The sequence below is a fragment of the Methanomassiliicoccaceae archaeon genome (assembly GCA_034928305.1).
Taxonomy (GTDB): Archaea; Thermoplasmatota; Thermoplasmata; order Methanomassiliicoccales; family Methanomethylophilaceae; genus VadinCA11.
This window is the reverse complement of the sequence record JAYFOZ010000003.1, coordinates 142,408-153,981: the sequence shown is the minus strand read 5'-3', so window position 1 is coordinate 153,981 and position 11,574 is coordinate 142,408. Positions and strand designations below refer to the sequence as shown.

Here is an 11,574-nt window from a genome sequence, read left to right as displayed (position 1 = left end):
AACGTCGGCGGAGCGCCGGTCACCCAGCAGTGGTGCGAGGAGATCGGGGCGGACGTCTATTCGGAGAACGCCACCGACTGCGTCAACAAGATGGTCGCAAAGGTGAAAGGCTGAACAAACCGTCGGGCCCCGCCCGACATACAAGGAGGAATAAAATGACAACAATTACTCACTACCCTGGAAAAAAATCCCATCAGGGAGTTACTCTCGAACTCTTTACAGAGGACGACATTATGAAGATCGACCATGCAACCATGGACGTCCTGTCTACCTATGGTGTACAGGTATCCGACAAAGAGGGCCTTGAGGTCTTCAAAAAGGCCGGATGCGACGTTGACATGGAAACCAAGATGGTCAAAATCCCGGAGTGGCTCGTACGCAAATCTCTCGCAACCGCCCCGTCCAAGTTCTACCTGTACGGAAGGGACGAGAAGAACACCCTTGAGCAGGAGCACAAGGGACGTGTGCACTTCACCTGCTTCGGAACTGGTATCCAGGTCTGCAGGTATGAGGGCCCTGGAAAATACAAGACGACCGACTCCGACGAGACCGACCTCGCCAACTGCGCAAAGCTCGTTGACTGGGCCGAGAACATCGACTACTTCTCTCTGCCTGTTTCCGCTAGGAACTGGGCCGGAAAGGGAGCTCAGGACGTCCACGAGATGCTCACTTCTCTGAAGAGCACATCCAAACACTTCCACCACATAGACCCAGTCGCAGAAAACGTGAAGTTCTACTGGGACCTGGCCGTCGCATACTACGGCGGAGATGCAAAAATGGCCAAAGACAAGCCCATCTTCTCCATGCTCGTATGCCCCACCAGCCCGCTGGAGCTGAGCCACAACGCCGCTCAGGTAATCATGCAGGGTGCCAGGTACGGAGTGCCGGTTAACGTTCTCAGCATGGCGATGGCAGGCGGATCCTCATCGGTCTACCTCGCAGGAACCCTCGTTACTCACAATGCAGAGGTCCTTGCCGGAATAGTACTGTCCCAGATCGTAGCTCCCGGAGCCCCGGTCTGGTATGGAAGCTCCACCACGACCTTCGACCTGAAGCGCGGAACCGCACCTGTCGGATCCCCTGAGCTCGGACTCATAAGCGCATCTGTCGCAAAGCTCGGTCAGTTCTACGGACTGCCCGTGTTCGTTGCCGGTGTTTAGTCCGATGCCAAGATCCCCGACGACCAGGCTGGACACGAGAAGACCATGACGGCTCTCCTTCCGGCACTCGCGGGCGCCAACACGCTCTACGGATCGGGAATGCTCGAGCTGGGAATGACGTTCTCGTTCGAACAGCTCGTCATCGACAATGACATCATCACAATGGTCAAGAAGGCAATGGAAGGTGTCCCCGTCAACGAGGAGACCCTCGCAGTGGAAGCGATCAAATTTATCGGTGTAGGCAACGACTTCATAGGTCACCCCTCCACCATGGAAAACATCGATCTCCCCTCCGACCCCATGGTCATCAACCGTGACATGCTCGGCGACTGGGAGAAGGCGGGCAAGAAAGACCTCGCTACCGTCGCTCACGAGGTCGTCGAGGACGTCCTGAAGAACCACGTCGTCATCCAGATACCCGAAGACAAGCTCAAAGAGATGGAAAAGGTAGTTAAGAAGGCAGACGCGGCATTCGCAAAAGGTGCTTAATAATGGCGGACAAAAAAATAATATTGGAAGATTTGAAGAAATCGGTTGAAACCTGGAACCCCCAGAAGGCAAAGGACGCCACGAAAGAGGCCCTTGCTGCCGGACTGACGATCGCCGAGATAATCGGCGACGGGCTCGGAAAGGGCATGGAGCAGATCGGTGCACGCTTCGACAAGGCAGAAATATACCTGCCTCAGGTCGTCGCGGCATCCAAGACGATGACCGCCGCACTCGAGATACTCCTCCCCTTGATTTCCAAGGGCGAGGGATCGCTCAAAGGCACAGTCGTCATGGGAACCGTTGAAGGAGACATCCATGAGATCGGAAAGAACGTTTGTGTCGCAATGCTCCAGGGAGCGGGATACAATGTAATCGATGCCGGATGCGATGTATCTCCCCAGGCTTTCCTGGACGCGGCCGATGAGAACGAGGCGCAGGTCATCGGCGCTTCGGCGCTCATGACCACGACCCTCGAGATCCAGAAGGAGCTCGTCGACGCGATCAAAGAGGTCGAAGGTCCCTACAAGTGCGTGGTCGGAGGCGCTCCCTGCAGCAGGGAGTGGGCCCAAGAGATACACGCCGATGGATATTCCGAGACCGCAAACGAGATCATAGGCCTTGTCGCCTCCCTCGTGGAGTGATTTGAATGGCAGCGACAAGACCTCTGACAGTCTGCGACGTTTACGACAGGTTCATCAAAGGCAAGAAGGTGCCCGAATCCGAGTGGGACTACACCGTCATCCCTCAGAATGCGACCAAGCTGAAGAACAAGTACAAGCTCAACTTCGGCAAGGAGACCATCCCTGAGGACAAGGAGACGATGAACAATCTGTTCTACGCGGGACTCGAGATGCTCGTGGACACAGGCTACTATTGCCAGGACCTCGGACGTGTCATGAAAGTTACCGAAGAGGAAGTCTGGGAAGGCATTAAGAAGACTCCCACCAAACTGATCCTCGGAGAGGGGAGGGACATCGCAAGGTTCTACCCCAGGCACGGCAACAGCCCTGTAAAGCCCATCATCCAGGGAGGTCCCACCGGATCCCCCATATCGGAGGAAGTGTTCGTACAGGTCATGCAGTCATACGCCCAGGAAGGAATCATCGACAATCTCGTCAATGGTGTATACACATCCATCGAGGGCAAGAAGGCCAAGACCAACACCCCGTATGAAATTCGTGCAACCATGGCGGAGCTCCGTGCCACGAAAGAGGCACGCATCAGGGCCGGAAGGCCCGGACTAGGTGTCTAGGGACCCGAGACCCCGTTGTCCGAGGCAGGACGCCTCGCAGCCGACATGACCAATGCCGGCCACAGGATAACCGACGCGCACGAGTGCTCGCAACTCAACGAGCTTAAGATGGACATGTGCGGCCTAAACATGCTGGCCGGATGGACCACCGAAGGCGACACCATAATGGTCGAGCAGATGCCGATCTTCGGCGGATACTGCGGCGGGATCGAAGAGACCGCGATATGCGACGTTGCGACCACACTTGCATCGTTCGCACTGTTCAGCGGAAACTTCCACCTGGACGGACCCATCCATATCAGATGGGGAACCACGACCTCGAAAGAGACCCTGCAGATCGCAGCCCACGCAGCAGCAGCAATCGATGCCAACACCGACCTGCTCCTGGCTAACCAGTACTATCCTATGGCCGGACCATGCACGGAGATGTGCCTGATCGAGACCGCCGCACAGGCGATCTCCGATACCGGCTCCGGTAGGGAGCTCCTGTCCGGATCCGCCGCCGCAAAAGGTGTCGTCCAGGACAAGACCACCGGAATGGAAGCCAGGATCATGGGAGAGGCAGCGAGAGCGGCCGCCGGCATGAAGGTCTCGGACCTCAATGAGATCCTCGCCAAGATCGTGCCCACATACGAGGCCAAATACACCAGTGCACCCGCCGGAAAGACCTTCCAGGAGTGCTACGACGTACTTACGGTCAGACCGACCGCCGAGTACCTCCAGGTGTACGACGGCGCCGTCAAGGCACTCAGGGACTTCGGACTCGATATAAAGCACTGATTTCGAACCTAAACATCTTACAGGCCCCGTGCCTGGAAACATTTTTATATAATTGCCAAATCTGGCACATATGCCTGCCCGGGCTGCTAAGTTGTTTTTCCTCCGCTTCGGGCGGGCCCCCTTAACAGTATGTTAAAGTAATCGGCAGGATATAAGGGCGCATATTCATGGTTGCAAAAAAATACTTGGACGTCTACGACTCCTATGACCGTTTCCATAATGGCAAAAGGGTGCGAGAGGACAGCTGGGACTACGTTATAGTGCCGACGAACGCCATGGCAATGAGAGAAAAATACGATATCAATTTCTCTGACGATATAATTCCCGATGATGACGATCTCTGCGACAGACTATTCCAGGCCGGAGTGGAGATGCTTTGCACGACCGGATTCTATAATACCGATATCGGAAGGGCACTGCAGATATCCGAAGAAGAGGTATACGAGGGAATAAGACGGTCGCCAAAAAGTATCAAGCTGGGATCCGGCAAAGAAGAGGTCTCCTGCGTACCCAGGCGCGGCAATCCTAGTACACCTCCGATCATCGAAGGAGGTCCGACGGGCGCTCCTGTATCGGAAGATATTTTCGTACCTATGATGCAGTCCTATGCACAGGAAGCAACGGTCGATGTGCTGGTGAGCGGCGTCTTGAACACCATCAAAAAACATCCTTCGATCACAAACACTCCCTGGGAGATACGTGCCACATTGGCAGAGATAGGATTCGTAAGAGAGGCTGCCAATATGGCGGGCAGGCCCGGGCTCGGCATATAGGGCCCGGAGACTCCCTTGTCCACCGCGGGACGACTTTGTTCGGACCTAACAAAGTTCGGGCTCAAACCCCACGACGCACATGAGGTATCCCAGCTCAACGAGCTTAAAATAGACATGTCCGGTCTGAACATGATAGCCGGCTGGGTCGCCAACGGTGATGTGATAATGATGGAGCAGATGCCGATCTTCGGCGGTTATTCCGGCGGTAAGGAGGAGACGGCCATATGCGATGTGGCAACAATGATAGCTTCTTTTGCGCTGTTCAACTGCGATATACATCTGGACGGTCCGATTCATATCAGATGGGGGACCACTACGACCAGGGAGACTCTGCAGATCGCGGCCCACGCTTGCGCGGCATTGGACAAAAACACCAATCTACTGCTTGGTAACCAGTACTACACCTTGGCAGGGCCCTGTACAGAGATGTGCCTGCTGGAAACGGCCGCACAGTCAATGACCGATACTGCGTCGGGCAGGGAATTGATCTCCGGTGTGGCTTCATCAAAAGGGGTCACTCAGGACAGGACTACCGGAATGGAGGCCAGGATGATGGGGGAGGTCGCCGGTTCCACGGCAGGTATGGACGTGGCCGAAGTGAATGAAGTTCTAAAAAAACTGGTCGGCCTCTATGAACGGGACTTTTCCCATGCGCCGGCGGGAAAGCGGTTTCAGGAATGCTATGATGTTAACACGATACTCCCTACCGATGATTACATCAACGTATACAACAGGGCAGTCCGCACTATGGGCCGTTGCGGCCTGGATATGAGCATATATTGAAGCCGCAAAAGATTTCATTCTTTGTAGCTGGCACATCGCATTTTATTAATATTGGAATGCATAAGTTCAAATACAATTAGATGGACAAATGCAATAGTTTAGATAGTTATTATATGTTTACAGGTAAACTACTTGCGCGTGGGGGACGGTCCGGCGACCAGCTGGCCTCTAGAGCCTCGCTAGCGGGGATCGACACCCCGGTCTCTCGCCATCAACGGAATAAAGTGATCAAATGGTCGTTCGCTACACAGAATCGCAAATACAAAAGCTCAGAGAGTACGGCGACGGCCCTGTTGACCTTTCAGAATTTTCTGACGCAGCCGAGAGGGACATCTCCTTCACCAAACTTATGGCGGCCGAGATGTCTGCCAACGATGCCGCTATCAAGGATATGGTTTCAAATCCGCGCGGGCACGACCTCGTCCAGTTGGAGAGGGAGCTCAGCAAGGCGCTGATGGATGCCGGATTCGTCGAAGTGAGGACTCCCACGATAATATCCAAGGCAGCGCTGGCCAAGATGACTATAACAGAAGACCACCCGCTCTACAGGCAAGTTTTCTTCATAGACAGCAAGAGGTGCCTCAGGCCGATGCTGGCACCCAATCTTTACTATTACATGAGGAAGCTTCGAGACCACACCGACGATACGATAAGGTTCTTCGAGATAGGATCGTGCTTCAGAAAAGAATCCCACAGCGGAAGGCACCTGGAAGAATTCACGATGCTGAATCTCGTCGAGCAGGGGCAGATAGAAGATCCGGTGGCCGATCTCAGAGAGTTCATCGATATTGTGATGGACACTGTAGGGATGAAGTACGAGACGGCACGCGAGGAATCGGACGTCTACGTGGAAACGCTTGACGTAGAGGTCGATGGCGTAGAGGTGGCATCGGGCGCCGTCGGGCCGCACATCTTGGATGCGGCACACGATATTCACGAGCCATGGTGCGGGATAGGCTTCGGCCTCGAACGTCTCTTGGCCATGAAAAACGGAAAGAACAGCGTACGTAAGACCGGGCGCAGCCTGACATATATGAACGGACGCAAAATAGACTGAGGTGATTTTACGGATGTACAGGAAATATTAGACAGGTCAGCGGCCGGGGAGGGGCTTACTTACGACGATGTTGTAAGGCTTTTTAACGCGGATGCGAAAGAACAAGAAATCCTCTTCGAGACCGCCCGAAACATAAGAGACAGGGAATACGGTAAGAAGATATTCACTTACGGTTTCGTTTACTTTTCCACATATTGCAAAAACAACTGCTCGTTCTGCTATTTCAGGAGGACCAGCGGACTGGAGAGGTACAGAAAGTCCACGGAGGAGATAGTCGAGCTCTCTGAAAATCTGAGGGATGCAGGCATAAATCTGGCCGATCTCACGATGGGCGAGGACCCCGTGATGTACAAGGACGAATGTGCCAGATTGATAAATGTCATTCAATCCGTAAGAGATGCGGTAGATATCGGGATAATGGTATCGCCGGGCGCGGTGCCCAAGGCAACGTTCCCTAAGATGAAGGAGGCAGGGGCCGACTGGTATGCATGCTATCAAGAAACATACAATCTGGAACTCTTCAAGAAGCTCAGATTGGAGCAGGACTATCAGACACGTATCGATGTCAGGAGATGGGCCAAAGAATCAGGTATGCTGACCGAGGACGGAATGATGGTAGGGCTTGGAGAATCTGTCGATGACCGTGCCGATTTCGTTATGAGGATGGGGCCGCAGGGTTGCGAGCAGATAAGGGCTATGACATTTGTTCCCCAGGAGGGCACTCCCATGAAAACGCTTAACGCGACCGACTCGACGAACGAGCTCCTGTCCATTGCGATAATGAGGATAATGTATCCTGACCGTATAATTCCGGCAACATTGGATGTCGAAGGTATATCGGGCATGGTCGACAGGCTAAATGCGGGCGCAAATCTGATAACATCCATCGTCCCCCCGAACAGAAAACTCGCCGGCGTGGCACAGCATGAACTGGACATAGAGAACGGAAACCGTTCCGTCGACAATGTGTTCAAAATTCTTGACGACATCGGCAAGCGCCCTGCGACCAACGCCGAGTTCCAGTCGTTCATGGACGGCAAGAAGGCGGAGCTGAGGAGGCACTAGGATGAGACTTGCGATAGTAGGCGGTGCCCTCCAGGGCATGGAAGCGGTCTATCTGTCTAAGAGGGCGGGATACGAGACCGTCGTAATAGACAGAAAAACGTATGCACCGGCACTTTCACTTGCCGACGAGGCTCACGTCATGGACCCTATCAAGGACCCGGATTCGGCAATGAAGATATTCTCCGACTGCGATGCAGTGATCCCGGCATGCGAGGAGCTGGACCTGCTCAAGCTATTGGACCTGAAACTCAAAGGCACAGGGATACCGTTGCTTTTCGACATGAAGTCGTATGAAATATCCTGCTCGAAAGAGCGTTCAAATATACTTATGGACAAGGCGGGCGTGCCTCTTCCGAGACCTTGGCCCGAATGCGGTTTCCCAGTTATAGTCAAACCATCGTGCCAGAGCGGGAGCGTCGGCGTAACCGCGGCAAGAAACGAAGAGGAACGTCAGGCCGGATTGAGAAAGGTCAGCGAACTCAACGATGTCCCTATCGTTCAGGAATTTGTATCGGGAAGGAGTATTTCGATCGAGGCCATCGGTAACGGCGAGAAGGCACGCGCATATGTTACGACCGAAGTTGTCTTGGACAGGAAATATGACTGCAAGATGGTAAGATGCAACCCTGATATCATCTCTCATGAGGAGGACGAGATGTTCAGGGACGTTTGCAGAAAGACAGCCGAACTGATGCATCTGAAAGCTTTGATGGATATGGAGGCCATCGACACCCCCAGAGGGCTGAGGGTCCTCGAGATCGATGCAAGGATCCCCAGCCAGACTCCCGCAGCGATAGACGCCGGTTCAGGAATCAACCTGCTGAAGGAGCTTGCGGACTGCGCGATGGGCAAAGTTCCATCGGGAAAAAATACCCGCAGGGCCGGCGTCTATGAACATTACGTCTTCAGAAACGGCATCTTGAGCACCAGCGGCGAAAAGGAGTTCGGACACATAAGGAACCCCCGGATATGCGCAGGGTTGTTCGGGTCCGACCGCATGATAACCGACTATGAGCCGGGAAAGGCGGAATGGCATGCTACGGTCATAACGGAGGGGCGCGACGAGGCAGACGCCGACAGAAAACGCATGGCGGTACGCGATCGCATGATATGCGAATCAGAAGCGAAGGCATTCGACGACGGAAGCCCGGAGCTGGTCTGATGACAAGGCTCACCGAGGATATGATCGACGAAATACCGAGGACGGCCAGGAAACGCAGCGAGGACCTCCGTCAGGCGGTCGGAATGGACCTCAAGACACTGGCTTTCAGAGCGATCGGCGAAGACCCGGAAAAGTACGACCTTTCAAAATATGTCACGGCATCGGTCCCTATCACGGCGGGGCTCGGGGTCATCGGCGGATTCTCGCAGAGCGTAAGCGCGATATTGGAGTCCATGGGATTCAGGAGCTTTGTGACATCCAGGACGGACATCGACGGCATATACGAGGCCCTCGAGAAGGAGGCGGACATCCTGTTTACGGCCGATGATGTCAGATATATAGCATACAACCGGAGGACGGGAGTGTATTCAGACAACTCGTTCGCGACCGCGGCCGGATACGCAGAAGCGCTGGACGGCGCGGCGGGCGGACTGAAGGGCAAGAATGTTCTGGTAGTCGGCGCCGGTCTTGTCGGAACGGATGCGGTGAGGATACTGACGTCCAAAGGCGCGACGGTCAGCATAACCGACGTACTTATCGGAAAGGCAGAAAAGCTGGCATCAGAATATGGTGCAACAGCAATAGCCAGCATCGAGAAGGCGATTTCGTCCCATAAATATATTTTGAACGCATCGCCCGGACTGATACCGGGGCGCCTGGTCATCGAAGGTGCGGTGATATCGTCGCCCGGGGTCCCGTTCAGCTTCGACGCCGAAGGCGTTGATAAAGCTGACACGATAATACACGATCCTTTGGATATCGGTACCGCCGTAATGGCGGCCGAGTGCGTGACTTCTAGGAAATGAAGGTAGAGAATATGACCAGATACTGCATAGCATTAGACATCGGGACAAGCGGCCTCCGCTGCCAGGCGATCGACATGGATACAAAGGAGACGGTAGCGACCTCCATAACACAGCGCCATCCGATACCGGGAATGAACGTCATAGATCACGTAAACTTCGCCATAAGATCCGGGGAAGATGCCGCGACAGGCCTCCTGAGGGGAGCGATAAACGCACTTTTCAAGACCCTTAAAATCGACCTGAGCAAGGTCGAATCAGTAGGTGTGTGCGGGAACCCTTTCCAACTTTCGCTGTTCCAGGGCATTGAGATAAGGGACCTGGCATACGCAGGCAAGAACATGCTCGAAGACCTGGGAGTAGTCCCGCCCAAGAGAGACGGTGCGGTGCTAAGCGCCACGGACGCAGGTCTCGAGGGGATGCCGAACGCCAGGGTGATAATTCCTCCTGCGGTAAGGCACGAGATAGGGGCGGATGCAATGGCCATGCTCATGATGACAGACGTCCTCGACGAGGAAGAGCCGTGCCTGGTAGTAGATTACGGAACCAACGCGGAAATGGCGCTGATATATGAAGGCAAGATAATAACAGGGTCTGCCGCGGCGGGACCGGCGATGGAAGGACAGGAGATCGAGAGGGGCATGCTCGCCTCCCCCGGCGCAATATGCGACGTTGAAATAACGCCGAAAGGATGGAAATGTTACGTTCTGGATGAAACAATGGCCACAAAAGAAGGCGATACGATCGATCCTCTGTCCGGAGAGGTCGTAAAGAAAGGACCCATGTCCGGCAAGGCGACAGGAATCACAGGCACAGGTGTAGTAGCTGCGCTCTACTGCGGGTTAACGTCCGGAATAATCGTTCCGCCCAATATCACGACGCGCGACTGCAAGCTCCATCTTCAGGACGGCATAGATATCTCTTCAAAAGATGTGGAAGAGGCCGGAAAGGCCATCGGGGCCCTGAGGGCAGGTTTCCTGACATTGCTTCATGAAGCTGGTCTTTGGGCGGACGATGTCAAGAAGGCGTATATGTCTGGAGCTTCCGGCCTTTACGTCGATGCGAAGAAGGCGCTCGCTATCGGAATGGTGGTTCCCGGAGCAGAAAGGATCGTTCAGTTCGGTAATACTTCCATAGGCCTCGCGCGCAAGGTCGCCATGGACGAGATATCGATGGACGATCTGAAGGAGTTCGCCAATAAATTGAGAGCGGACCACTGTATGTTCGCCACGGCCCAGGTCTTCAAAGACATCTACTCTATCGAATATGCCATATGGGCCCAGGGAATGCCCATGAATGAGTACAACAATATGCTGGACGTCTATGACCTTCCCCCGATCAAGGACCCTATACAGGACCCGGATGTCAAGCGCTATGCAGAGAGGGACCTGCCCGATACAGAGAATTCGCCAATACATGTGCTCGAGAATCCCGGAACTCTTTTGAGAGGAAAGGTCGAAGGATGCATCGCATGTCGTAAGTGCGAGCGTATCTGCCCCGAGCATGCGATGAAGATCACAAAGGAAAGCGACGGGAACTATGCAAACATACGCACGGACCTCTGCGGAGGATACGCATGCAGCAGGTGCGAGCGCGAATGTCCGGAGAATGTTCTCAACTATAAGGGGCTGAGGCTGAGCGACCGTCGTCAAAAGGCGGACCGACCTCTGTAATTCCTCCAAAAGAAGATCAGCGGATGTTAATTCCGGATACTCCGCGGCATCTGCGCAGCAGTGGGATCAGCTCGGCCGGTATCTGGCCGTCTACCACCACTATGAGCTGAGAGTCCTTTCTTTCGCCGTTGTCGTCGACCACGGCCTGCCTTACCGACAGGCCTGCCCTGTAAATGACAGAGGCGACGTCCGCCAGTATGCCGGGCATAGTGGCGTCCTCGGGAACAATCTCGATGACGGAGCAGTCGATCTCGGAAGCTATGCGGTCCAGCATGAGGATAGGTCTTAGTTTCGAGAACACAGCGTCGAGTTCAGGGGTCGAGTGCATCCTCTCCAATGTGGACCTGACGACACGGCGGTCGACACCTGCGGAACGGGCCAGCGCTGAATCTGCGATCTCCACGTCTCCGCAGAAGGCCTTGCCGCTCTTTTCACATATGCCGTACTTGAGCATAACGTCGGCAACCCTTCCCTGAGATGGATATCGGTCGAACTGCTTCCGGATGTGGTCCATGCCACGTAATGGGCAACAAGCATAAAAATGCTTATTGTCCGATACGACAAACGGTGCCAGATG

6 protein-coding genes and 4 pseudogenes are annotated in these 11,574 nt (G+C 54.4%); 9 read left to right on the top strand and 1 reads right to left on the bottom strand.

Going from position 1 to position 11,574, the window contains the following annotated elements:
* Positions 1–155: 155 nt before the first annotated feature.
* The 9 genes and pseudogenes from mttB (at position 156) to VB016_05875 (ending at position 10,997) form a co-directional block, all read left to right on the top strand.
* Positions 156–1,649: pseudogene (gene mttB / locus VB016_05915) on the top strand ([trimethylamine--corrinoid protein] Co-methyltransferase).
* Positions 1,650–1,651: 2 nt separating this feature from the next.
* The gene (locus VB016_05910; GenBank protein MEA4978064.1) at positions 1,652–2,290 is read left to right on the top strand and encodes a cobalamin-dependent protein; all 639 of its coding nucleotides are present in this window, start codon (positions 1,652–1,654) and stop codon (positions 2,288–2,290) included.
* Positions 2,291–2,295: 5 nt separating this feature from the next.
* Positions 2,296–3,681: pseudogene (locus tag VB016_05905) on the top strand (monomethylamine:corrinoid methyltransferase).
* A 167-nt stretch (positions 3,682–3,848) separates the two neighbouring features.
* Positions 3,849–5,237: pseudogene (locus VB016_05900) on the top strand (monomethylamine:corrinoid methyltransferase).
* Positions 5,238–5,469: 232 nt separating this feature from the next.
* On the top strand, positions 5,470–6,294 hold the full coding sequence (gene pylSc / locus VB016_05895; protein ID MEA4978063.1) for a pyrrolysine--tRNA(Pyl) ligase large subunit: 825 nt from the start codon (positions 5,470–5,472) through the stop codon (positions 6,292–6,294).
* A gap of 21 nt (positions 6,295–6,315) precedes the next feature.
* Positions 6,316–7,359 (top strand): annotated as a pseudogene (gene pylB / locus VB016_05890) (methylornithine synthase PylB).
* Between the two features lies 1 nt (position 7,360).
* Entirely contained in the window at positions 7,361–8,521 is a 1,161-nt protein-coding gene (pylC, locus tag VB016_05885) for a 3-methylornithine--L-lysine ligase PylC (GenBank protein ID MEA4978062.1), read from the top strand.
* The gene (pylD, locus tag VB016_05880; GenBank protein MEA4978061.1) at positions 8,521–9,327 is read left to right on the top strand and encodes a 3-methylornithyl-N6-L-lysine dehydrogenase PylD; all 807 of its coding nucleotides are present in this window, start codon (positions 8,521–8,523) and stop codon (positions 9,325–9,327) included. The genes pylC and pylD overlap by 1 nt, the downstream gene beginning before the upstream one ends.
* A gap of 11 nt (positions 9,328–9,338) precedes the next feature.
* Positions 9,339–10,997 (top strand): methylamine methyltransferase corrinoid protein reductive activase, encoded by a 1,659-nt coding sequence (locus VB016_05875; GenBank protein MEA4978060.1) that lies wholly within the window; start codon positions 9,339–9,341, stop codon positions 10,995–10,997.
* A gap of 16 nt (positions 10,998–11,013) precedes the next feature.
* Here the strand turns inward: VB016_05875 and VB016_05870 are convergent, their stop codons facing one another.
* Positions 11,014–11,511 carry a regulator of amino acid metabolism, contains ACT domain protein gene (locus tag VB016_05870; protein ID MEA4978059.1) on the bottom strand — a complete coding sequence of 166 codons (498 nt, stop codon included), beginning with the start codon at positions 11,509–11,511 and terminating at the stop codon, positions 11,014–11,016.
* Positions 11,512–11,574 lie beyond the last annotated feature (63 nt).

Excerpts from the sequence above, each read along its gene's own strand:
- VB016_05910 (MEA4978064.1), top strand. The coding sequence starts at position 1,652 with ATGGCGGACAAAAAAATAATATTGGAAGATTTGAAGAAATCGGTTGAA.
- pylSc (MEA4978063.1), top strand. The coding sequence starts at position 5,470 with ATGGTCGTTCGCTACACAGAATCGCAAATACAAAAGCTCAGAGAGTAC.
- pylC (MEA4978062.1), top strand. The coding sequence starts at position 7,361 with ATGAGACTTGCGATAGTAGGCGGTGCCCTCCAGGGCATGGAAGCGGTC.
- pylD (MEA4978061.1), top strand. The coding sequence starts at position 8,521 with ATGACAAGGCTCACCGAGGATATGATCGACGAAATACCGAGGACGGCC.
- VB016_05875 (MEA4978060.1), top strand. The coding sequence starts at position 9,339 with ATGACCAGATACTGCATAGCATTAGACATCGGGACAAGCGGCCTCCGC.
- VB016_05870 (MEA4978059.1), bottom strand. The coding sequence starts at position 11,511 with ATGGACCACATCCGGAAGCAGTTCGACCGATATCCATCTCAGGGAAGG.